Here is a 22,922-nt window from a genome sequence, read left to right as displayed (position 1 = left end):
TCACCTGCCTCACTGCAGCGGAAGTGTAAAGGTGAATTCTGCTCCCGGACCGTCCTGACGGTTTGCCGCCCATATCCGGCCTCCATGGGCCCTGACGACCGATTCGCAGATGGACAGACCCAGCCCGATCCCTCTCCTGACATCCGCCATATTTACTTTTGATGTATAAAATGCCTGGAAGATCTGGTCCAGATCCTGCTCTGCTATACCCTCTCCCCGGTCTCTCACCCGGAATACTGCAAACCTTTTGTCGCCGCTCTTTTCCACTGATACTGAAACCGGTTCCTCCGGCTTCGAATGCTTTACCGCATTATCCATGAGGTTCACCAGCACCTGCATAATCAGTTTCCCATCCATGGGTATCACCAGCACCTCCTCTGGAACACGCACATCAAACTGATATCCCGGGGCGCGTGATCTCATCTGTCCGGCAGCTCCTCCGATGATCTCCTCCACCGCTTCCGGCTGCCGGTTCAGAAGCTGTCTCCCCTCCTGCAGACGGGTGAGGCTCAGGATGTTTTCCACCAGCCCGTGCAGCCAGTGAGCGTCCTTGTTAATCCCTCTCGCCAGTTCATACCGCGGATCTGCTTTTTCCGTCATATCCATAATCATCTCTGAAGTGCCCATAATCCCTGTAAGGGGTGTCCGCAGGTCATGGGAAATGGCCCGTAACAGATCCCCCCTGTACCGCTCCCGTTCGGCCTCTTCCCTGCTTTTCTGCTGCTGCTCCACAGATAGCACCCTGGACATGGCCAGGGCGGCACATTCAGCAACAGCCTGCAGAAACCGCTGCTGCCGGCGGTCCAGCTCCTCACGGCTCTTTCCCGGCACGGTGATCGTGCCAATCACCTGGCCCCCCTGGCTGATGGGACAGCAGCAGGAGGTTTCTCCACTCTCAGTGTTCAGATCCGCAAAGGCCCGGCAGCTTCCGCTGTATCCCAAAAACCTCTGCAGAGATGCCTCTACCTGTTCTTCAATCTGCCTCATGTTTTCTGCCTGAGCCAGCCGTCCGGTCAATTGGTACAGTGCCGTAGCCTCTTTTTCCCTCTCGGTCGCCTCCATGGCTCCTCTCTTTACTCTGGAGGTCAGAGTGCCGGTCATCAGCGCAACCGCAGCCATCACGCAAAATGTGACCAGATACCCAGGGTTATATACATTCAGGGTGTAGCGCGGCTCTGTGAAAAAGTAATTAAAGGCCAGCAGGGCTGCCACAGACATGCAGATACCATAGAGATATCCCTCTGTCAGCGCCGACGCGAAGAACACCGCGAGGATATACAGCAGGACGATGTTGGTTTCCAGAACGTCCGCTCTCCGGAAAACCAGGCCCAGTGCTGTGGCCGCCGTCAGCAGCCCCAGGGAAATCCCGGCCCCTTTCCAGAGTTTAATTCTGTTTTTTCTGGCTGTTTTCATATATCTTCTTCCCCTCTTTTTCCGCTGACAGGATTTCCAGCAGATGGCCGGCCAGTTCAGAGAGACTGGCCGAATTCTCATATAATTCGTCATACAGCTCCCGTCGCTTTTCCTCCGGCAACTCCTCTCCGCATCTTCGCAGCTCTGCCGAATCCCGGCACACATTCTCCACCGGCTGGCGCAGCCTGTGGAACACACCGCTCAGCAGATTCAGGCGCGTTTCCTCCTGCTTCATCCGGATCAGGGCGATATTCTTTTCCTCCTGCGTCCTTTCCCTTTCCATTGCCAGAGCTGCATCGCCTAATATCCCGTTCAGAAGGCTTTCATCAAATATAGAGAGCTGGCGCTCTCCCATCCGGATTCCCACAACGCCGAATACCCGCCTGTCGCTTCGGATCGCAAGATACAGTCCTTTGGCCCCCGGGAGTGTCGTCGTCATGGCTCCTGCATGTTTGTTGTTTTTATAGGACCAGGCGGCTACGGCCACCTCTTCCTCACCAGTCAACAGCTCAGCCTGGCTTCCGGATTCCAGCGGATAGAGCTTTGCCTTCACCCGGTCCGGCTCGCCCGGAAAATAGATGATATCTCTTCCCAGCAGGCGGCAGAGCTGGCTGCAGACCACATCCGCAATCTTGTCCTCTCCCTCTGCCATCTGAAGCTGCTGGTTTGTCTCCAGCAGGGTTTCCATTCTCCAGGAGCGCCTCACCGCCTGACGGCCGTACCTTTTCACCTTCTTGGCCAGCAGTGCCGTAGTAGAGCCAACGGCAAACATAACTCCAAAGGTAACAAAGTATCCCGGCTGGCTGACCAGCAGTGTACCTATCGGTTCTGTGAACAGCAGGTTAAAGCAAACCACGCCTCCCAGTACCGAAAACAGGCTGTAGATCTGCTTTTCCGTAATCAGCGCTGTCAGAAGTATGCCCAATATATAGATCATAATGCTGTTTGAGTCATCCAGCCCCAGCGCGCGGAAGCATACCGCAGCTGCTGTAGATATGGCCAGAATTGCCGCCAGAACCGCCAGGTCCCGCATCATATGCGTCTGCCGCTCCTCTTTATTCTTGACAACAGCCGTACGTCCCTTCCTGGAATATTTTCCCCTGTACGCACTGGAGTATGTATCAGGGATCAGATAGATTTCCAGCTTCGGCAGCAGCTTTGCCAGTTGTTCAGAAAAACTGGATTTCTTATGTTTCGTATAGCTGCGTCCCAACACAATTTTTGATACTCCGGCAACCCTGGCGTATTCCGCGATCTGCCCGGTGATGGATTCTCCAAACAGAGTGATAATCCTGGCTTCCAGCTGCTCCGCCAGTTTTTCATTCATCTGAAGCCGCATGAGGTCCTCGCTGTTCAGCGGCTTGTTCCTGCCGCTGTCCACATATACGGCTGAAAACCTGGCTTTAAAGGCTTTGACCATTCTGGCGGCCGCCCGTATGACCTTCGCATTGGACGGCGAAGGTGAAAGACAGACCAGGATATGCTCATCGGTGCAGTATTCACTGCCTCTGTTCTGTTCACGCATCCGTTCAGTTTTCAGATTCACCTGGTCTGCCGTCCGGCGGAGGGCGATTTCCCGCAGGGCCTGCAGATTATCAATTGTAAAGAAATGATCCATCGCCCTTCCTGCCTGCTGCTTCCGGTAAACCTTCCCTTCCTGGAAACGGGCTAGCAGCTCCTCCGGCTCGATATCCACCAGCTCGATTTTATCGGCGCCGTCAAATACAAAATCAGGAATCCTCTCATGGATTACAATTCCTGTGAAGGACGCCACAATGTCCGTCAGGCTTTCCAGATGCTGGACGTTGACCGTCGTATAGACAGTAATCCCCGCGGCCAGCAGCTCCTGTATATCCTGGTACCGTTTCGTATGACGGGAACCGGGCGCATTGGTATGGGCCAGCTCATCCACCAGAATCAGCTGCGGATTCCTCGCCAGAGCCGCATCCAGATCAAATTCCTTCAGCAAGATATTTTTATATGGAATTTCTCTGACAGGAAGCACTTCAAGCCCGTCCAGGAGAGCAGTTGTCTCCGGGCGGGCATGAGGTTCCACATATCCTGCCACGGTATCGGTTCCTTCCGCCGCGGCCTGGCGGGCGGCCTGCAGCATGGCGTAGGTCTTGCCCACGCCTGCGGCATAGCCGAAAAAAATTTTCAGTTTTCCCTTTTTCCTGTTCTGTTCTTCCGATTCCACCTGCTTCAGCAGCCGGTCAGGATCGGGACGGTTATCCATCTCCATAATTACAGGATTCCCTCCAGCGCCAGATTTACTTCCAGAACGTTCACCGTTTCTTCTCCGAAAATCCCGAGAAACCTTCCGGTTGTATACTTTTTGATGATGCTGCGGACTTCCTCCTCAGTCATTCCATTGGCTTTGGCAAGCCGGGGCACCTGGTATTCTGCCGCTGCCGGCGAAATATGGGGGTCCAGCCCACTGCCGGAAGCCGTAACCAGCTCTACCGGCACCTGCTCCATCTCTGCATCCGGATTGGCTTCTTTTATCATAGCCACCCGCTCGCCGATGGTTTCCCGGTATTCCTCACTGGCCGGGCTTTTATTTGAGGGACCTGCGTACATCAGAGCATTTCCATCCTCGTCCGTATAGGTGCTCACATCCAGATTCATGATCCTCCCCCACATATGGGATTCATCGTTAAACTGCTGGGCCAGCAGCTCGCTTCCGTACTTCACGCCATTCACTTCTATAATGCTCCCGTTGGCTTTCCGTCCGAAAAACAGCTGTGAAAGGCCTGTGCAGACCACTGTATAGATCAGCCCGCAAAGGATCATCATAATGAAAAACAAAAGCAAAGCTCTGGAAAATGTGCTCTTTTTTTTAGTCATACCTGCTCATTCCTTTCCTCAATCAGAATAACCCGAATAACACCAGAAGCATATCAATCACCTTAATACAGATAAATGGGGCGATAATACCTCCCAGCCCGTAGATCAGAAGGTTCCTGGACAGCAGCTTACCTGCGGAAACCTCCCGGTACTTTACTCCCTTCAGCGCCAGCGGTATCAGCGCGATGATGATCAGCGCGTTGTATATGATGGCTGAGAAGATGGCGCTCTCCGCGCTGTGAAGCTTCATGATATTCAGAGTGGCCAGCCCCGGATAAAGGCTCATAAACAACGCCGGGATGATGGCGAAATATTTAGCCACATCATTGGCAATGCTGAAAGTGGTCAGGCTGCCCCTGGTCATTAACAGCTGCTTTCCGATTCTCACGATATCAATCAGCTTCGTCGGCGATGAATCCAGATCCACCATGTTTCCGGCCTCTTTGGCCGCCTGCGTGCCGGTGTTCATGGCTACCGCCACATCTGCCTGGGCCAGGGCGGGCGCGTCGTTGGTACCGTCTCCCGTCATCGCAACCATATGGCCTTTATTCTGCAGCTCCCGGATTTTTTCCAGCTTTGTTTCCGGGGTGGCTTCAGAGATAAAATCGTCCACGCCTGCCTCCGCTGCGATTGCGGCGGCGGTCAGCGGGTTATCTCCTGTCACCATTACGGTCCGTATACCCATTTTTCTAAGATCGGCAAATTTTTCTTTTACTCCGGATTTGATGATATCCTTCAGATAAATCACGCCCAGGATGATATGGTTTTTGGCCACAACTAGCGGCGTGCCTCCTTGATTGGCAATTTTCGTAACTACATCCTCGCATTCCCTGCTGTAAATCCCTCCTGAGCTTTCCACGTAGGCCTTCATGGCGTCTGCGGCGCCTTTGCGGATCTGGAATTCATTGGTGTCCACTCCGCTCATTCTGGTTTTAGCCGTAAAGGGGATAAATTTCATATCTGTGCCTTCCAGGCTGCGCTGGCGGATATTAAATTTCTCTTTAGCCAGAATCACAACACTCCGCCCTTCCGGCGTCTCATCCGGCAGAGAAGAAAGCTGCGCAGCGTCCGCCAGTTCTCTCACACTGTGGCCGTCCACTGCGATGAATTCGCTGGCCTGCCGGTTCCCCAGAGTGATGGTGCCAGTCTTATCCAGCAGCAGAGTATCCACATCCCCGGCTGCTTCAATGGCGCGGCCGCTCATGGCCAGCACATTGGCCTCGTTCAGACGGCTCATACCTGCAATGCCGATGGCAGAGAGCAAGGCTCCAATGGTGGTCGGCGCCAGGCAGACCAGAAGGGCCACCAGTGCAGTTACGGAAGTGGGATTGGGCACACCCATCTGATTAGCAGAAAACAGTGAATAGGCGTACAGCGACATGGTTACCAATATAAATATGATAGACAGCGCTACCAGGAAGATTTCCAGTGCGATTTCATTGGGCGTCTTTTTTCGCGCTGCGCCTTCCACCATGGAAATCATTTTATCCAGGAAGCTTTCGCCCGGATCGCTGGTGATTCTGATCACGATCCAGTCTGACAGCACCATGGTGCCTCCGGTGACCGCGCTCCGGTCACCTCCCGCTTCACGGATGACCGGCGCCGACTCTCCGGTGATGGCACTCTCGTCCACACTGGCCGCTCCTTCCACAACCTCTCCGTCGCCTGGGATTTGTTCCCCGGCCGTTACGATTACAAAGTCACCCTTTTTCAGATCTGCTGAAAGGACCTTCGTGATCTCATCTCTCCTGCCCGGAGCTGGAATCCTGTGGGCTTCCACCTCTCTTTTCGCGGCACGCAGGGTATCTGCCTGGGCCTTCCCCCGCCCTTCTGCAATAGCCTCCGCAAAGTTAGCGAACAGCACCGTGAACCAGAGGATCACCGCAATGCCCAGGATGAATCCCGGCTGGGCGTCACGTATCCCAAACAGGGATACGATAAATAATATAGACGTCAGAATTGCTGACACAAACACCAGAAACATGACCGGATTTTTCACCTGTGTCCGGGGCGCCAGCTTGCGGAAGGCATCTCCGACTGCACGCAGCAGCATCTTCCTGTCTTTCAGCACGCCGGCTGTTGTTGTTTTATTACTGCTCATTCTATTAGAACCTCCTTACGATATCATCTGGAAGAACTCCGCTACCGGGCCCAGCGACAATGCCGGGAAGAAGCTCAGTGCTCCTACCAGCAAGACTACAAAGATCAGAAGGAAGATAAACAGGCCGTTGCTTGTGGAAAGCGTTCCCGCTGTAACAGCCACCTTCTTTTTAGCCGCCATGTGGCCCGCGATCGACAGCATCGCCAGGATTGGCACGAAGCGCACAAACAGCATAACCAGTCCGATGCTCACGTTCAGGAACGGGGTATTGGCGTTAAAGCCCGCAAAGGCCGAACCATTATTCCCTCCTGCAGATGAATAGGCATACATAACCTCTGACAGCCCATGTGCTCCTCCATTGTTCAAACTGTCCGCGGTGGCAGGCAAAAGCGTCGCTATTCCGCTCCCGACCAATATGGCGATGGGTGTTGCAAGGCAGGTCAGCACTGCCATTTTCATCTCATAGCTTCCAACCTTCTTGCCCAGATATTCCGGCGTCCGACCGACCATCAATCCTGCTATGAATACCGCCAGGATCGCAAAGGCCAGCATACCATAGAGGCCACAGCCCACGCCTCCGAAGATGACCTCGCCCAGCATCATCTGCAGCATTGTGATCATTCCTCCCAATGGAGTATAGGAATCGTGCATAGAGTTCACGGACCCGTTGGACGCAGCCGTCGTAAACCCTGCCCAGGTAACAGAAGTTGCGATGCCGAACCTGGTTTCTTTACCTTCCATATTGCCGCCCGCGGTTCCGTCTGTGCTTTCAACAGCCACCGCCCCGTCATTGGAAAGCTGCGGCGTCCCGGCATGTTCGTTGACCGCTATGATCGCAAGGGCTGCCACCAGCAGGATCAGCATGGCCAGGAAAATCGCTCTTCCCTGCTTCTTATCCTTGATATTTCTGCCGAAGGTGAAGCAGCAGGCCACCGGAATCAGCAGAAGGGAAATCATTTCAATCAGATTAGAAAATATGGTCGGATTTTCATAAGGATGTGCCGAGTTTACGCCAAAGAACCCTCCGCCGTTGGTTCCCAGTTGTTTGATGGCGACCTGGCTGGCAGCCGGTCCCATGGGCAGCAGCTGTTCTGTCACGATTTTTGCGTCCGGCACCGCGATGCCATCCACGGTAACCGTCCCGGTCTCCTGATCGATCACGGCATTCTCCAGGATCTCCCCTTCGGCGCTGACCGCCACGGGCTCTGCCAGCTGTGCTTTATCATAAGACGAAAAGTTCTGTACGACGCCCTGGGAAGCCAGCAGCAGTGTTACAATGATCGCCAGCGGCATCAGTATGTAAATCACACTTTTTGTCAGGTCAGCCCAGAAGTTTCCGATTCCTTTCGCCTTCACCCTCAGGAATCCCCGGATTACTGCGAACAACACTGCAATTCCTGTGGCAGCAGATACAAAGTTCTGAACCGTCAGCCCCATGCTCTGTGAAAAATAGCTCAGAGCCGATTCTCCGCTGTACGCCTGCCAGTTAGTGTTTGTCACAAAGCTGGCCGCCGTATTAAATGCCAGATGCCAGGAATTTCCTTCGATGTGTTCCGGATTCAGTGGAAGTATCCCCTGGAGCATCAGGATCAGGAACAATATCCCGAATCCGATAGCGTTAAAAAGCACAACGCTCAAAATATATTTTTTTGCGGACATGTTCTCATTCGGGTCGATGCGCATGATCCGGTAAATGAACCGTTCACAGGGCGTTCCTATCTTGCTCATGAATACTCTCTCGCCGTTCATGACCTTTCCGATATAACGGCCGAGCGGTATGGCAAGGGCGACGAGGATCGCCACATATAAAACGTACTGTAGTACCGACTGCATTATCTGTCATCTCCTTTCAGCAATATCACGGAATAATAGCCCAGCAGCCCGATGCCCGCCGCTGCTATGATCCAAATCAGAATATCCATAATTTTCTCCTCTCTTCCTATCTGTCAGCGCTGATTTACTACGCTGTTAGAATATCAAAGGCCGTGTAAAATAAGTATTAAGTTGACGCAGCGCCCATAAAGATTTTATAAATAATTCTTTATACGTTGCTCCGGATCACATGGCCCGCATTTTTCGCCCGCTGTACCGTTACTGATCCCGCCCTGACGCCGTCTCTGAGCAGGCCGTACTGCTTCAGCACCTGATAGAGCCGTTCGGCGTTGGTCGGGTCCATATCGCACAGCGGAAGCCTGCACCCTCCCACCTGGTAGCCCATGGCGCGCATGGCTTGCTTGACGGGGATCGGATTGACGTCCATGAACAAGGCCTCGATCAGTTCCAGATATTTCATCTGAAGGCTGTCGCTTCTTTCACTGTCACCCCGGAAATATGCCTCACAGATCTCATGTGTTTCTGCCGGCAGGATATTGGACATGACAGAGATCACCCCTTGGGCGCCCAGTGCCAGTGCGGACGTCACCTGGTCATCGTTGCCGGAATAGATCGTCAGTTCATCCTTACACAGAGAGGCGATTTTCGCAAGCTGTGAAAAATTCCCGCTGGCCTCTTTACACGCCGTGATATTGTCTATTTCACTGAGTCGTTTGTAGGTTGCCGGATAGATATTCACACCGGTCCTGGAGGGGACGTTATACAGAATCACCGGAAGCGATGTGACCTCCGCGCAGGCTTTAAAATGAAGATACAGGCCCTGCTGAGAGGCTTTATTATAATAAGGAGTCACATGTAAAAGCGCATCAGCCCCTGCCCGCTCACATTCCCTTGACAGATAGACCGCATGGGCCGTATTATTGCTGCCGGCTCCTGCGATGACCGGTATCCTCCCCCGGATCTCGTGCACTGCGAATTTCACCAATTCTATATGTTCCTGGTCTGAGAGTGTGGAGCCTTCGCCAGTGGTTCCTGCGATCACCACAGCATCCGCTTTATTCTCCACCTGCATCTCCAGCAATTCCCGAAACACCGGATAGTTTACAGCTCCGTCCTCTTTCATCGGCGTCACCATTGCCGTTCCAACTCCCCTGAAAATTACCTTTTTATTCATAATCTTTAATCTCCTTATATTTTTTCATAATAGCTGACATCTAACACGAAAATCACTGCGCCGCCTACTTCCATTCTCTGCGGTACCGAGCTGCAGTACATGGGAGCCCCGCCGGAGGGACTTATAAAGGGCATATTCACCTCTATATTTTTCCGTTCTCCGCAGACCTCCCGGATTATCGCAGTGGCTTTCTGCACATTTTCATCTTCCGTGCCTATCATCAGGGTCGTATTTCCCCGTTTTAGAAATCCTCCGGTGGAAGAAAGTTTCGTCGCCTGGAAGCCCCGGGCACTCAGTTCTGAAATCAGCAGTTCTGAATTCTCATTTCCGATAATTGCATAAACCAGCTTCATAACAGTCTCCTTTCATATGGCGTATCATACCATGTCTGATATAAATCCCCTGTAAAGATCTGCACCCAGACATTAAAAAAGGATAAAAAAAAGAGAAGAACCTCTGCAGTTCTTCTCCTCAGCCTTTCCTGGTCAAATGCCCTCCTACTGGGTCAGCTTCTTAATATCATCGTGGCCGCCCATCACCATCAGAGTTTCTTTCGCCTGGAATACATGATCCGGCTGCGGCAGGGGATAAATCTTCCCTCCCTCTTTGGTTGCCAGTATACTGATATGGTATTTAGTCCTGATAGATTTCTCAATAATGCTCTTCCCGTACCAGCTTTCCGGCACGGCCACTTCATATATAGCCACCTCAGGCGTCAGTTCAATATAATCAAATACGTTTTTGGACCCGTATTTGACCGCCAGACGCTCCGCCATCTCCCGTTCCGCATAAACCACATGGTCGGCTCCATTCCGCAGCAGCAGCTTTCTATGAACATCCCTGCTGGCTCTGGCCAAAATGTACTTCGCCCCATGGTCCTTCAGAAGAACGGTGATCTCCAGCGCCGTCTGAAAGTTGTCGCCTATGGCCACCACACAGAGATCAAAATTACCCACTCCCAGCGATGCGATGAAAGTTTCATCAGTGGCGTCGCCAATCTCTATATCCTTAATCCGGTCGACAACTGTTTCGGCCCTCTCTTCTCTCTTATCCACAGCCAGGACTTCATTATGCTCTTCCAGAAATTTATAGGCCATATGCCGGCCAAAACGTCCCAGCCCTATAATCAATATTGATTTCACACAAACCCCTCCTACTGTCCATTCATTTTACATCAGACACGATTAATTCCGGATTAAGAAATATGCTGTAGTATTAAGATTGTATAAAGAATTCTGGTTCTTTACAAAATCTTTATATGAGCTCTCAAGCCATAATCCTTTCTTTAGGCTGCTTCTGGTATAGTAAAAGTAAGAAAGAAGGGGTGATATTATGGAAATAGCCGGAATAATTCTCATCTTATCCATAATCGCGGCGGTCGGATACCGGATCGCAAAAAAGGCCGATGAATTCGTTGAACGGGGCGGATTTCTCATTGAATCCCCCCATGAGGAAGAAGAATAGTTATCCCTTTTAGCCCATAATAAAATCCGGGAAAGTACCTTTAGTTCAAGGTACTTTCCCGGATTTTTCCATGCGCCCGCAGGCCGCTTCTCAGTTTTTAAAACTGTGGATCGGAGCGGGGATTCTCCCTGTGCGGTTAACAAAGGCCTCGCAGGAGAACTGATTCACCGGCATAATGGGGGCATAGCCCAGCAGGCCGCCGAATTCAACGGTCTCCCCCACGCCCTTCCCGATTACGGGAATCAGGCGGACGGCCGTCGTCTTCTGGTTGATCATCCCAATGGCCATCTCATCAGCAATGATGCCCGAAATGGTGGAAGCCTTCGTATCGCCCGGAATGGCGATCATATCCAGTCCCACGGAACAGACGCAGGTCATGGCCTCCAGCTTCTCCAGGGTAAGGGCGCCCTCATTCACCGCGTCAATCATCCCCTGATCCTCGCTGACTGGTATAAAAGCGCCGCTCAGGCCTCCCACATAGGAGGACGCCATAACGCCCCCTTTCTTCACCTGGTCATTCAGCAGTGCCAGCGCGGCGGTCGTGCCCGGCGCTCCTGCTGCTTCCAGGCCGATCTCTTCCAGAATCTCCGCCACGGAATCACCGATGGCCGGCGTCGGGGCCAGGGAAAGGTCAATGATTCCAAAGGGCACGTCCAGCCGCCGGGACGCCTCACGGGCCACCAGCTGTCCGACTCTTGTCACCTTGAAGGCCGTCTTCTTAATGGTCTCGCAGAGCACCTCGAAGCTTTCTCCGCGCACCTTTTCCAACGCATGCTTCACAACGCCCGGTCCGGAAACGCCCACGTTAATGATGGCGTCCGCCTCAGTCACTCCGTGGAAGGCTCCCGCCATAAAGGGGTTATCATCCGGCGCATTGCAGAAAACTACCAGCTTCGCACAGCCCATACAGCTGTTATCTTTCGTGCTTTCTGCCGTCATTTTCACTATCTCACCCATCAGCTTGACCGCATCCATATTGATCCCGCTCTTCGTGGAACCTACGTTAACGGAGCTGCAGACACGCTCTGTCCGGGCCAGAGCCATGGGAATTGAACGGATCAGCAGCTCATCTGCCCTGGTCATGCCCTTGGATACCAGCGCAGAATAACCGCCGATGAAGTTCACTCCCACCTCATGGGCCGCCCTGTCCAGCGTCTCCGCCACAGTCACGAAATCCTCCGGCGTCCGGCAGGCCGCGCCTCCCACCAGAGCGGCAGGAGTCACAGAAATCCTCTTATTCACAATGGGGATTCCGAATTCCGCTTCTATCTCTCTTCCCGTCTCCACCAGATGGCGGGCCTGGGTTGTAATCTTGTCATAAATCTTGCGGTTTACCTTGTCCAGGCTGGAATCGATACAATCCAGCAGACTGATGCCAAGGGTGATCGTCCGCACGTCCAGATTCTCCTGTTCGATCATCTGGTTGGTTTCGTTCACTTCAAACATATTAATCATAGGTTTCAGCCCCTTCCCTACGCGCTTATATCCGGTGCATCATGTTGAAAATATCTTCATGCTGGCAGCGGATCACAACTCCGATTTTCTCGCCCAGCTCTTTTAAGTCCTCCGCCAGCTCACCGCCGGATTTGGATGCTTTGGAAGTGTCTGTCACCATCATCATATTAAAATATCCCTGCAGGATCGTCTGGGTGATATCTTCAATATTCACCTGATTCTCCGCCAGATAGTTGCAGACTTTGGCGATAATTCCCACCGTGTCACGGCCTACCACTGTTATGATTGTCTTTTTCATCTGTCTCCTCCTTATTCACTCCACACCTTTTAAAACTCAATAACCTCACAGACCTCGTCCCGTTTTGCCACACTGATATGGAAATCCCTGGAACGATAGGGGTTGTCTCCCATAGTCACCTCCGCGCACACGGTCTCATAGGCCAACGCAGGATAATTATTTTCTTTGCTTAAATGGCCCAGAACAACCTGCTTCATATTGTCGTGGAGCAGCTCACATAGCAGCTGCCCTGCCATCTCATTGGACAGATGCCCTCTGTTCCCCAGTATTCTCCGCTTGAGATAGTAAGGATAAACGCCTACCTCCAGCATATGGACATCATGGTTCGCTTCCAGCAGAAGCACATCCAGAGACTGCAGGTGGTTGATGATATATGTATCGTAAACTCCCAGGTCCGTCGCCACCGCCGCGGACCGCTTGCCGCTGCTGATCCGGTATCCCACCGGATTGGCAGCGTCATGGGAGATTGAAAACGGATCGATCTTCATATCCCCGATCTCTACCTGCCGGTCCGGCTCTATCTCATGATACAGTCCCTCCGGTATCTGCCCCAGTGTAGGGCAGGCCAGGATCGCGTCATAAGTCTCTTTCGTGGCGTAGATGGGAATCCCCTGCTTTCGCGCCAGGACGCCCAGTCCCTTGATGTGGTCGGAATGTTCATGCGTGATCATCACCGCGTCTAAGTCTTTTCCTGTAATTCCTATGGAATTCAACCCCTGCTCAATCCGTTTGCCGCTGATTCCCGCGTCAATTAATACATTTGTCGTACCGCTTCCAGCATAGATGCAGTTCCCGCTGCTGCCGCTGGCTATGCTACATAATCTCATACTGTCTCATCCTCTGATCAATCTGCCTGGCTGTGTGCTGAAAATCCCCGCTGTTGTCCAGGACAAAGCAGCAGGCCTTCCGGAATTCCTCCTCTGTCAGCTGGCTGGCCATCATATTCCGTATCTTTTCCTCTGAATACTGCCGGCTTTTCCTCAGCCGCTCCACCCGCACAGGCTCCTCTGCATAAACATACCACAATTCATCGCAGATTACATCATATTTTTCTTCAACAAGCAAAGCCGCCTCCAGAAATACAAATTTCCTGCCCTTTTTACGCTCCTGTTCAAAGGCATGCAGGACATATGCTTTCACCGCCGGATGAACTATATCGTTCAGCGCCTTCAAAAGCTCCGGTTCCCGGAACACCCGTCCTGCAATCGCCTTCCGATCCAGTTCCCCGTCCCCGGACAGCACCGCCCGCCCAAAAAGTCCCAGAATCCTGTCATAACAGGTATTTCCTCTCTCCATCAGCAGATGCCCCACATCATCCGCCCGGATGACGGCGGCCTCATACTGTCTCTGGAGGTATGCCATCACCTCACTTTTTCCGGCGCCGACTCCCCCTGTAATCCCTATGGTTCTCATCTGTATACTTCCTCTGCCTCCACCTATTTCGCTTCATACCAGTTCTTACCGGTGTGCATGTCAACCTCCAGCTCCACTGCCAGACTGGCGGCCCCTCTCATCTCTTCCTCCAGAAGAGCGCATACCTGATCCACTTCCTCCATGGGACATTCAATCAGCAGCTCATCGTGAACCTGCAGCAGGAGACGTGCCTTCCGCTGTTCCCTCTTCAGTCGTTCGTTGACGCGGATCATCGCAATCTTGATAATGTCGGCAGCCGTTCCCTGGATCGGCGAATTCATGGCAACCCGTTCCCCAAAGGAACGCTGCATGTAATTGCTGGATTTCAGCTCCGGCACCGGACGGCGGCGCCCAAACATGGTGTCCACATACCCCTTATCCTTCGCTTCCTTCACCGTCCTGTCCAGGAATTCCTTGATCTTCGGGTAAGTCTGGAAATACTTTTCGATGTAATCCGCGGCTTCCTTCCGGCTGATGCTCAGATCCTGGCTCAGGCCGAAGGAGCTGATCCCATAGACAATGCCGAAGTTAACAGCCTTGGCATTCCGCCTCTGCAATGGCGTGACCTGGTCAAAGGGCACATGGAACACCTCTGAAGCCGTGATCCTGTGGATATCGCTGGCCTCCCGGTAAGCCTGGATCAGCTTCTCATCACCAGAGAGATGTGCCAGCACCCGCAGTTCGATCTGAGAATAATCCGCGTCAATAAAGACGCAGCCCTCTTTCGCCACAAAAACCTTCCGGATCTGCCGTCCCAGCTCCATTCTGACCGGAATGTTCTGCAGGTTCGGATCTGTGCTGCTGATCCGCCCCGTGGCTGTGATCGTCTGGTTAAAGCTCGAATGAATCCTGCCGTCCGCCGCCACGTAATTCATCAGCCCATCCGCGTAGGTAGACTTCAGCTTGGTTAACTGCCGGTATTCCAGGATATCAGCCACAACCGGCGCATCCGGCGCCAGACGCTCCAGCACGTCAGCGGCTGTAGAATAGCCGCTCTTCGTCTTCTTTCCGCCGGTCAGCTTCAGCTTCTCAAAGAGGATCACTCCCAGCTGCTTGGGCGAGTTGATGTTAAAGGTCTCTCCCGCCTGCTCATAGATCTTCTTCTCCACCTCGTCAATTCTGACCTGCAGGTTCCTTCCATATTCCTGAAGCTCTTCCGCATGCACCTCAATTCCGGCCTCTTCCATATCTGCCAGGGTGAAGACCAGGGGCATTTCAATTTCCAGAAACAGCTGTTTCATATGCTGCTCCTCCAGCGCACCGCTTAAGGGTTCCCTGGCCGCCAGCGACACAAAAGCAGTCTGCCCCGCATAGCAGGCCGCCTGCTCCGGCGTCATCACAGATGCCCCCGGAAGCTTCACGCTGCCGAAAATATCCTCCGCCGATGGAATGACCGCACCCAGATATTCCTTCGCTATGTCGTCATAGGTGTAGACAGATTTCAGCGGATTCAGGAGATAGGCGGCGATCTGGATATCAAAGAACCCTTCCTGCCGCGGCGCTCTCGCGTACTTCATCAGGCCCTTCAACCCGAAGGTGCTGACCTCCGGCACCTCTGCCATGATACGCTCCGCCACTGTCTTCAGATAATCTGGTGTGAGGAAGCCGCCGGCCGGTATATAAAATGTATCCTCTGCCGAAAGGGACACCGCAAGCCCGGCAATCTGCCCCTGCTCCGGCAAAATACAGATTCCTGCCCTCCGGGCGGCGGCCGCCCTCCGGCACGCCTCTTCCGCTTCCTGGAATTCCTCCAGGAGCTTCACCTCCGGCCCCTTCAGGCTCTCCGCCTTCTGGCTGTCAAAACGGGTCAGCAGATTCTTAAAATCCAGCCTCCGGAATATGTCGTATGCCTCCGGCGTGTACAGGCTGCCGATTCTGGCCGATTCATAATCCCAGTCGATGGGACTGTCCGTATCAATCGTGGCCAGCTTCTTGGACAGCTCTGCCAGATCGTAATGATCTCTCAGGGATTCCATGGCCTTTTTCGGCTTGATCTCTTCCAGATGCTCATGGGCGTTTTCCACAGAGCCATATTCTGCGATGATCTTTGTTGCCGTCTTCTCCCCGACTCCCGGTATGCCCGGTATGTTGTCAGAAGTATCTCCCATCAGCGCCTTCAGATCAATGATCTGAGGCGGCGTCACCTGATATTTTTCCAGAACCTCAGCCGTATGGTAATCTTCAATCACAGTCTTGCCCATGCGCGTCTTTGGAATCCGTACCAGAATGGTGTCCGTTGCCAGCTGCAGCAGATCCCTGTCCCCGGACACGATGGTCACGTCGCGCCCTTCCCGTTCTCCGCGCCTGGCCAGAGTTCCCAGAATATCATCGGCCTCATAGCCTTCCTGCTCTGCGATTTTCACCCCCATGGCCTCCAGCACCTGCTTCATCAGAGGCACCTGTTCCCGCAGCTCCTCCGGCATGGGCTTTCTCGTCCCTTTATATTCCGCATACATTTCATGGCGGAAGGTGGGCGCATGCAGGTCGAAAGCCACAGTCAGATACTGTGGCTTCTCTTCCTCTAAAATTTTAAACAGGATGTTCAGGAATCCGTAGACCGCATTGGTATGCAGCCCCTCTGAATTCGTCAGATTCGGAAGGCCGTAAAAGGCCCTGTTCAGAATGCTGTGCCCGTCAATCAGTACAATTTTTTCTTTCATGAAAAATTTTTCCTTTCTTTCAAAACAGCCGGGAAATCTGGAATATTCCAAACGCGTCCAGAAGCAGCAGGCACATGAGAACAATCACAAGGACCGCCAGGCAGATAATCGCCCATTTACTCCTTCTCTTCCGGGCCAGAGCATGTTCTTTTTCCTTCAGATCCTTTTCCAGCAGCGTTTTAAGATTAAAAGAATGCTCTGTTTCCTCATCCAGGTACCGGACCGCCCGGTCAATCATGAAGAATGTCTCCAGCTCTTCATAGCAATTCCCGCAGCCTCTGACGTGCTCAATAAACCGCTCCAGCTCCTTTGGCGGCAGTTCACCGGCTATGTATTCCCGAACCATGCTCTGGGCCTCTTTACAAGTCACTGCACTCATCTCCCATTCCGTTTGATGTACTTTCTCTGATATTCAAAACACTCTTTTGCCACTTCCCGGCTCAGGACAATCAGGCAGATCAGGTTAGGGATCGCCATCAGGCCGTTCATCACGTCTGAAAACGCCCAAACCATCTTCAGCGCCGTCGTCGCGCCCAGATAAGAGATCAGGCAGAAGATCAGGCGGTAGCATTTACAGGCCGCCGGCGACTTCACCAGATACTCCAGCGCCTTCTCCCCATAATATTCCCAGCCAAGAATCGTTGAAAAGGCAAACAGCGCGATGCCCACCGTTATGATATATCCTCCATATTTACCAAGGACTGTGGAAAAAGCCGCAATCGTCAGGGCGACTCCCGTAACCGGCTCCCCGCTGCCGTCCAGAACTCCCAGCATGCCCGAAGAAGCGATCACCAGCCCTGTGATCGTACACACGATCAGTGTGTCAAAGAATGTTCCTGTCATATTGATGTAGCCCTGGCGCGACGGATGGTCTGTCTTCGCCGCAGCCGCCGCGATCGGAGCGGAACCCAGCCCGGCTTCATTGGAAAAAACGCCCCGGGCCACGCCCCACTTGACCGCCTGCATGACCACTGTACCCGCGACGCCTCCACCCACAGACTCCACTGAAAAAGCCATGGAGAAGATATCCGCAAGCCCGGACGGCACATTGGAAAAATTACAGATAATCACAATCAGAGCGAACAGCACATACATGACGGCCATAGCGGGCACCAGCTTCTCGCAGACCTTCCCGATGCTCCTGATCCCGCCCATAAGCACGATCAGCGTCAATACGATCAGCGCAATCCCCGTCACCCAGGAAGGCACATAGAAGGTGTCCTCCATGGCCCCGGCAATGGAATTTGCCTGGGTGATATTGCCGATCCCAAAAGACGCCAGCACTGTGAACAGAGCAAAACAGAAGCCCAGCAGGCTGCCCAGCCATTGATTGCGGAACCCGTTTTTCATGGCGTACATCGGGCCGCCTGCGTACTCACCCGCAGCGTTCTTCTCCCTGTACTTGACTGCCAGTACGCTTTCCGCGTACTTCGTGGACAGCCCGAACAGCGCGCTGATCCACATCCAAAACAGCGCTCCCGGCCCGCCGGAAACCAGCGCAGTGGCCACACCCACAATATTTCCGGTGCCGATGGTGGCCGCCAGCGCCGTCATCAGCGACTGAAACGGCGTGATATCCCCATCCGCTCTTCCTTTCCTGCCATCCTCCTTCTGAAAAACAGCCTTCAGAGCATGAGGCAGGTTCCTCCATGGCAGGAATTTCAGCCGGAACGTCAGAAATACCCCGGTCCCAACCAGCAGCACCAGCATCACCGGCCCCCAGAGAAAATCCCGCATCGCGTATATGATAGTCGTTAACGTCATCCATTCACCCCTCGTCACTATTCTACCGCTGCCCATACAGGCGCCTTACACTACCATCCGCTTATTAAAACTGTTACTATTTTATCATGTGTCCTCCCCAGACGCAACCGAAAGCTCACCGTAATTGATCAGGCTTCGTTCCCCGTCGTCTCACCTTTTTCCCACGCCTTCGCATTTTCAAAGGTCGTCTCCGCGATCGCCGCCAGCGCTTCTCTCGTGAAAAAGCCCTGATGTGAGGTAATCATCACATTGGGAAATGACAGCAGCCTTGCGGTTATGGAATGCTCCAGGATCTGCTCTGAGCGGTCTTCAAATACGTTCGGAGTCTCTTCCTCATACACGTCCAGACCTACCCCAAAAAATTTATGCGCCCGGATGCCGTCGATCAGATCCTCTGTCTTCACCAGAGCTCCCCTCGAAGTATTCACAAGAATGACCCCGTCCTTCATCTTTGCAATCGTATCCTTATTGACCAGATGATAGGTGTTTTCCAGGAGCGGGCAGTGGAGAGAAATTAAATCACTTTCCGAAAGCAGCTCCTCCAGGGAAACATAGGTGATAAATTCTTTCAGAGACGGATTTTCATAGAGGTCATAAGCCAGCACCCGCATTCCGAAGCCCCGGCAAATCTTGGCCATGGCCGCGCCAATCTTTCCGGTTCCAATGATCCCGGCTGTTTTCTGATAGAAATTAAAGCCCATGAGCCCGCTCAGGGAAAAATCATTTTCACGTACCTTCACATAAGCTTTATGAAGCCTCCGGTTCACGCCCAGGGCCAGAGCCATCGCATGCTCCGCCACTGCCTCCGGGGAATACCCGGGCACGCGGAGCACCGGAATCCCATATCTGCCGGCAGCTTCCACATCTACGTTATTAAACCCGGCGCAGCGCATCAGGATCACCTTCACGCCAAACTCATGGAGCGCTTTCACCGTCTCTGTGCCTACGTCAGAATTCACAAAAGCGCAGACAGCGTCATACCCCTGAGCCAGGGACGCTGTCCTGGGAGCCAGATCTGTCTTCAGGTAATCAATGGCAATGTCCGGATACCGTTTCCCCGCCTCGTCAAAGGACGCACGGTCATAGCTTTTTGTATCGTAAAATAATAGTTTCATCCTGTTACCTCCACAAAATATTTTCCCATTCAGCTGTAATCAACTGCACCTTTTTGATACAGAAAGTATTACCGGATCTCCGGAAAGATATCCGAGACGAAGCGTGAAACCTCTGTTTTCTTTTCGTACCGTTCTTTCACTGCATAGAGGTAAAGCTTTTTTCTGGCCCTCGTCATCCCCACATACAGCATCCGCCGTTCCTCTTCCAGATCAGCATCCAGCACAGCTTTGTGATAGGGGATCACTCCCTCGTTTACATCAAGTATGTAGACAGAATCATATTCCATGCCTTTGGACGCATGCAGGGTTGATATCATCACCCCCTCTTTCTCCGGTTCCCGGCGGCTTCGCCGCTGAAGCTGCTCCCGGTACGCGGCGATATGCTCCTGCCAGACTTCCAGGCTGGAAAAGCCTCTGGCGCTTTCAGACAGCTCATCCAGAATCTGAATCAGTTCTTCTTCCGGAATATTCCTGGACAGGGCGTATTCCTTCACATAACCCTCATAGCCGATGCCCCGGCGGATATACTGTACCGCGCCGTATGGAGCCAGGCAGCTCAAGGCTTTCAGATCTGCCTCCAGCCTTTCAACCCGTTCACACATCCACTCTTTATCTCCGTAATACTGATAGAGGTGTTCAAAGGACACCGCCGGCTCATAGAAAGCATCGCGAGAGAGATAACGGTTGGGACGGTTGCAGATCTGCAGGAAATCTCCCCGTTTTCTACTGCCTGCCGCAATCTGAAGATAAGTCATCACATTTCTGGCTATCCAGTGGTCGTAGAGGCAGGGGATCACATCTCCGGCCCTGAAAGGGATCTGCCAGGCCATCAGCTGTTCCACCGCGCTGCGGCAGCCGGTATTGGTCCGGAAGAGAACCGCCATTTCTCTGTAAGGCATTCCCTCCGCGGCAGCCTTCCGGATATTTGCGGCCAGCTGCGCCGTCTCCTCTCTCACATGGCCGAACAGACGGAATTCCACAGGACTGCCGTTTTCCCGGTCCGCCCGGATTTTTTTTGGAAACCTCTTTTTATTCTCAACGATCAGCCGTCCTGCGCATTCCAGGATCTGAGGCGTGCTCCGGTAATTCGTTTCCAGAGCCACCACAGCCGCCGACGGATAGTCTTTCGGAAAACCCAGCATGATTTCAGGATTGGCGCCCCGGAACCTGTAGATCGACTGGTCATCATCGCCCACAATAAACAGGTTATGCTCCGGCTCAGCCAGCATTTTCACGATATCATACTGCAGAGGGCTGATGTCCTGAAATTCGTCAACCAGAAGATACTGAAACTTTTGCTGCCACAGCTCCAGGACGTCCGGCCTCCGGGTGAACAACCGGTGGCACCAGATCATGATATCATCGAAATCCAACTTTTTATTTTCCTTCATCCACAACTCGTATTCCCGGTATATGTTCCGAAATACTTCCTGGGGCAGGACAGTGGAATAGAAATGGGAAATATCCATCCGGGCACTCTTGACCGTACTGATCTCCCGGCTGACGGAGGCCGGAAGATCTGCCTCACTCTCCGCCCCGCTGTAGCAATGACCGGTAATTTCCCTCAGAAGCTTGTTCTTCTGTTCTTCACTTATGATATTCTGCCCGGAAATATGATATGCATGACGGAGAATCCCGTAGAATACACCATGAAAGGTGCCAAAAGTCGCCTGCGTGGAAGAAATGCCCATTTGAGACAAAAATCTCCCCTTCATTTCAGCGGCTGCCGTCCGAGTGAACGTCACCACCAAAATTGAAGAAGGAGAGATTCCATTCTGCATCAGCCTGCAGAGCCGTCCGGTTATGACTGCCGTCTTGCCGGACCCGGGGCCTGCCAGTACCAGCATAGGCCCCTCTCCGTGTTCAATTGCCTGTTTTTGTGCCTGATTATAATGAATCATTGATTTTTTCGATTGCACTCCGGATCCTCTTCACAGTTTCTTCTCTTCCGATGACCGCCAGGATCTCCGTCGCTCCGGCCGGAGTCGTCTGTCTGCCGGAAGCTGCCACCCGGACCGGCCACATGACCTGGTTAATCTTATAGCCCTTTTTGCCGGCATACCCGGAAAGCACCTGGAACAGACCGTCGTTGCTGTAATCCTCCAAAGTCTCCAGCAAAGGCAGTACCTCCTGGAGCACGGCCAACGACGTCTCTATGGTAGATTTGGACTTCTTGTGCACATACATCTGCACGTCGTAATCCGGAACCTCCTCAAAGAAATCAATCATCTCTCCGATCTCCGGAAATACAGAAATCCTAGTCTTGACCATCCCGGCGATCCTGCGCAGGTCATAATCCTTTGTGATCACTTTCTGAATATAGGGAAGAGCCATTTCATAAAATTTCTCATCGTCCATAGCTTTCATGTATTCGCTGTTCATCCACTTCAGCTTCACCATGTCAAAAACTGCCGATGACTTGCTGATCCGGCGGTAATCAAATGCCTTCACCAGCTCCGGTAAAGTGTAAATTTCCCGTTCTTCGGCGGGGCTCCAGCCCAGCAGGGCGACAAAGTTCACGATGGCCTCTGTCAGGAAGCCCTGCTCAACCAGATCCTCATAAGAGGAATGGCCGCAGCGCTTGCTCAGCTTCTGGCCGTCTTCATTATTGATCAGCGGGCAGTGGATATAGACCGGGATCTCCCATCCGAATGCTTCATACAGCCTGTTATATTTCGGTGTGGAGGACAGATATTCGTTCCCCCGCACCACATGGGTGATCCCCATCAGATGGTCGTCAATAACGTTGGCAAAATTATAGGTGGGATATCCATCCGATTTGATCAGGATCATATCATCCAATTCAGCATTTTCAACTGTAATATTCCCATAGATTTCATCATGGAAGGTAGTTGTCCCCTCCGTTGGCATGTTCATGCGGATGACATATGGTTTACCCGCCGCGAGATTCGCTTCTATCTCCTCTTTGGAAAGATGCAGGCAGTGCTTGTCATAGACAGCAATTTCCTTACCTGCCACCATAGTCTTCAGAGATTCCAGCCGTTCCTTATCACAGAAGCAGTAATAGGCGTCGCCCTGGTCAATGAGCTGCTTCGCATATTTCAGATAAAGACCCATGGCATTCCTCTCGCTCTGCACATAGGGTCCGAAGCCGCCGTCTTTATCAGGGCCCTCGTCATGCACCAGGCCGGTCTCTTTCAGCGTATGGTAAATGATGTCCAGAGCGCCGTCCATGAACCGCTCCTGATCCGTATCCTCAATCCGGAGCATAAAACTACCGCCCTCGTGCTTTGCGATCAGATACGCATATAACGCCGTGCGCAGATTCCCCACATGCATTCTGCCCGTGGGACTGGGCGCAAATCTGGTTTTCACTTTTTTCATTCTCTTCTCTCCTGTTTCCTTATTCTCAAACTTTACGGAA

General features: G+C 52.8%; 19 protein-coding genes. 1 reads left to right on the top strand and 18 read right to left on the bottom strand.

The window, feature by feature from the left end; all coding sequences use genetic code 11:
* Nucleotides 1–9: 9 nt before the first annotated feature.
* The 8 genes from H9Q79_RS02425 to H9Q79_RS02390 form a co-directional block, all read right to left on the bottom strand.
* The gene (locus H9Q79_RS02425; protein WP_118642318.1) at nt 10–1,413 is read right to left on the bottom strand and encodes a DUF4118 domain-containing protein; all 1,404 of its coding nucleotides are present in this window, start codon (nt 1,411–1,413) and stop codon (nt 10–12) included.
* On the bottom strand, nt 1,385–3,655 hold the full coding sequence (locus tag H9Q79_RS02420) for a DUF4118 domain-containing protein (protein WP_118642320.1): 2,271 nt from the start codon (nt 3,653–3,655) through the stop codon (nt 1,385–1,387). The genes H9Q79_RS02425 and H9Q79_RS02420 overlap by 29 nt, the downstream gene beginning before the upstream one ends.
* Before the next feature lie 2 nt (nt 3,656–3,657).
* Nucleotides 3,658–4,260, bottom strand: coding sequence for a potassium-transporting ATPase subunit KdpC (kdpC, locus tag H9Q79_RS02415; RefSeq protein ID WP_118642322.1), 603 nt, complete (start codon nt 4,258–4,260; stop codon nt 3,658–3,660).
* Between the two features lie 22 nt (nt 4,261–4,282).
* Nucleotides 4,283–6,361 (bottom strand): potassium-transporting ATPase subunit KdpB, encoded by a 2,079-nt coding sequence (gene kdpB, locus H9Q79_RS02410; RefSeq protein WP_118642324.1) that lies wholly within the window; start codon nt 6,359–6,361, stop codon nt 4,283–4,285.
* Between the two features lie 15 nt (nt 6,362–6,376).
* Complete coding sequence (gene kdpA / locus H9Q79_RS02405; RefSeq protein ID WP_249329684.1) at nt 6,377–8,197, bottom strand: potassium-transporting ATPase subunit KdpA; 1,821 nt, start codon at nt 8,195–8,197, stop codon at nt 6,377–6,379.
* Between the two features lie 205 nt (nt 8,198–8,402).
* On the bottom strand, nt 8,403–9,368 hold the full coding sequence (gene dapA / locus H9Q79_RS02400) for a 4-hydroxy-tetrahydrodipicolinate synthase (protein ID WP_249329128.1): 966 nt from the start codon (nt 9,366–9,368) through the stop codon (nt 8,403–8,405).
* A 14-nt stretch (nt 9,369–9,382) separates the two neighbouring features.
* Nucleotides 9,383–9,721 (bottom strand): cyclic-di-AMP receptor, encoded by a 339-nt coding sequence (locus tag H9Q79_RS02395; RefSeq protein ID WP_118642328.1) that lies wholly within the window; start codon nt 9,719–9,721, stop codon nt 9,383–9,385.
* A 144-nt stretch (nt 9,722–9,865) separates the two neighbouring features.
* Nucleotides 9,866–10,510, bottom strand: coding sequence for a potassium channel family protein (locus H9Q79_RS02390; RefSeq protein ID WP_118642330.1), 645 nt, complete (start codon nt 10,508–10,510; stop codon nt 9,866–9,868).
* Between the two features lie 190 nt (nt 10,511–10,700).
* Between H9Q79_RS02390 and H9Q79_RS18260 the strand changes: the two genes are divergently transcribed.
* Entirely contained in the window at nt 10,701–10,832 is a 132-nt protein-coding gene (locus H9Q79_RS18260) for a hypothetical protein (protein ID WP_283245093.1), read from the top strand.
* 90 nt (nt 10,833–10,922) lie between these two features.
* Here H9Q79_RS18260 and H9Q79_RS02385 read toward each other — a convergent pair whose 3' ends face one another.
* The 10 genes from H9Q79_RS02385 to gltX all read right to left on the bottom strand — a co-directional run bounded on the left by H9Q79_RS02385 (nt 10,923) and on the right by gltX (nt 22,882).
* Nucleotides 10,923–12,287: a PFL family protein gene (locus H9Q79_RS02385; RefSeq protein WP_118642332.1), complete on the bottom strand. Its 1,365-nt coding sequence runs from the start codon at nt 12,285–12,287 to the stop codon at nt 10,923–10,925.
* A gap of 25 nt (nt 12,288–12,312) precedes the next feature.
* Entirely contained in the window at nt 12,313–12,585 is a 273-nt protein-coding gene (locus H9Q79_RS02380; RefSeq protein ID WP_118642334.1) for an ACT domain-containing protein, read from the bottom strand.
* 29 nt (nt 12,586–12,614) lie between these two features.
* On the bottom strand, nt 12,615–13,412 hold the full coding sequence (locus tag H9Q79_RS02375; protein ID WP_118642336.1) for an MBL fold metallo-hydrolase: 798 nt from the start codon (nt 13,410–13,412) through the stop codon (nt 12,615–12,617).
* Nucleotides 13,399–13,998 (bottom strand): dephospho-CoA kinase, encoded by a 600-nt coding sequence (gene coaE, locus H9Q79_RS02370; protein ID WP_118642338.1) that lies wholly within the window; start codon nt 13,996–13,998, stop codon nt 13,399–13,401. The genes H9Q79_RS02375 and coaE overlap by 14 nt, the downstream gene beginning before the upstream one ends.
* A 23-nt stretch (nt 13,999–14,021) precedes the next feature.
* On the bottom strand, nt 14,022–16,658 hold the full coding sequence (polA, locus tag H9Q79_RS02365) for a DNA polymerase I (protein ID WP_249329127.1): 2,637 nt from the start codon (nt 16,656–16,658) through the stop codon (nt 14,022–14,024).
* Between the two features lie 19 nt (nt 16,659–16,677).
* Nucleotides 16,678–17,028, bottom strand: a complete 351-nt coding sequence (locus H9Q79_RS02360) for a zf-HC2 domain-containing protein (protein ID WP_249329126.1) — start codon at nt 17,026–17,028, stop codon at nt 16,678–16,680.
* Nucleotides 17,029–17,033: 5 nt separating this feature from the next.
* Entirely contained in the window at nt 17,034–18,422 is a 1,389-nt protein-coding gene (locus tag H9Q79_RS02355) for an alanine/glycine:cation symporter family protein (protein ID WP_249329125.1), read from the bottom strand.
* Between the two features lie 128 nt (nt 18,423–18,550).
* A complete protein-coding gene (locus tag H9Q79_RS02350) occupies nt 18,551–19,537 on the bottom strand; it encodes a 2-hydroxyacid dehydrogenase (protein ID WP_118642346.1) in 987 nt (328 codons plus the stop codon).
* 68 nt (nt 19,538–19,605) lie between these two features.
* The gene (locus H9Q79_RS02345) at nt 19,606–21,435 is read right to left on the bottom strand and encodes an ATP-dependent helicase (protein WP_118642518.1); all 1,830 of its coding nucleotides are present in this window, start codon (nt 21,433–21,435) and stop codon (nt 19,606–19,608) included.
* On the bottom strand, nt 21,425–22,882 hold the full coding sequence (gltX, locus tag H9Q79_RS02340) for a glutamate--tRNA ligase (protein WP_249329682.1): 1,458 nt from the start codon (nt 22,880–22,882) through the stop codon (nt 21,425–21,427). Before gltX ends, H9Q79_RS02345 begins: the two co-directional genes overlap by 11 nt.
* Nucleotides 22,883–22,922: the final 40 nt, after the last annotated feature.

The organism is Wansuia hejianensis (assembly GCF_014337215.1).
GTDB classification, from domain to species: domain Bacteria; phylum Bacillota; class Clostridia; order Lachnospirales; family Lachnospiraceae; genus Scatomonas; species Scatomonas hejianensis.
The sequence above is the reverse complement of the archived record's forward strand: the minus strand, read 5'-3'. Positions and strand labels throughout refer to the sequence as shown.

Excerpts from the sequence above, each read along its gene's own strand:
- H9Q79_RS02425 (WP_118642318.1), bottom strand. The coding sequence starts at position 1,413 with ATGAAAACAGCCAGAAAAAACAGAATTAAACTCTGGAAAGGGGCCGGG.
- H9Q79_RS02420 (WP_118642320.1), bottom strand. The coding sequence starts at position 3,655 with ATGGAGATGGATAACCGTCCCGATCCTGACCGGCTGCTGAAGCAGGTG.
- kdpC (WP_118642322.1), bottom strand. The coding sequence starts at position 4,260 with ATGACTAAAAAAAAGAGCACATTTTCCAGAGCTTTGCTTTTGTTTTTC.
- kdpB (WP_118642324.1), bottom strand. The coding sequence starts at position 6,361 with ATGAGCAGTAATAAAACAACAACAGCCGGCGTGCTGAAAGACAGGAAG.
- dapA (WP_249329128.1), bottom strand. The coding sequence starts at position 9,368 with ATGAATAAAAAGGTAATTTTCAGGGGAGTTGGAACGGCAATGGTGACG.
- H9Q79_RS02395 (WP_118642328.1), bottom strand. The coding sequence starts at position 9,721 with ATGAAGCTGGTTTATGCAATTATCGGAAATGAGAATTCAGAACTGCTG.
- H9Q79_RS18260 (WP_283245093.1), top strand. The coding sequence starts at position 10,701 with ATGGAAATAGCCGGAATAATTCTCATCTTATCCATAATCGCGGCGGTC.
- H9Q79_RS02385 (WP_118642332.1), bottom strand. The coding sequence starts at position 12,287 with ATGATTAATATGTTTGAAGTGAACGAAACCAACCAGATGATCGAACAG.
- H9Q79_RS02380 (WP_118642334.1), bottom strand. The coding sequence starts at position 12,585 with ATGAAAAAGACAATCATAACAGTGGTAGGCCGTGACACGGTGGGAATT.
- H9Q79_RS02375 (WP_118642336.1), bottom strand. The coding sequence starts at position 13,412 with ATGAGATTATGTAGCATAGCCAGCGGCAGCAGCGGGAACTGCATCTAT.
- coaE (WP_118642338.1), bottom strand. The coding sequence starts at position 13,998 with ATGAGAACCATAGGGATTACAGGGGGAGTCGGCGCCGGAAAAAGTGAG.
- polA (WP_249329127.1), bottom strand. The coding sequence starts at position 16,658 with ATGAAAGAAAAAATTGTACTGATTGACGGGCACAGCATTCTGAACAGG.
- H9Q79_RS02355 (WP_249329125.1), bottom strand. The coding sequence starts at position 18,422 with ATGACGTTAACGACTATCATATACGCGATGCGGGATTTTCTCTGGGGG.
- H9Q79_RS02350 (WP_118642346.1), bottom strand. The coding sequence starts at position 19,537 with ATGAAACTATTATTTTACGATACAAAAAGCTATGACCGTGCGTCCTTT.
- gltX (WP_249329682.1), bottom strand. The coding sequence starts at position 22,882 with ATGAAAAAAGTGAAAACCAGATTTGCGCCCAGTCCCACGGGCAGAATG.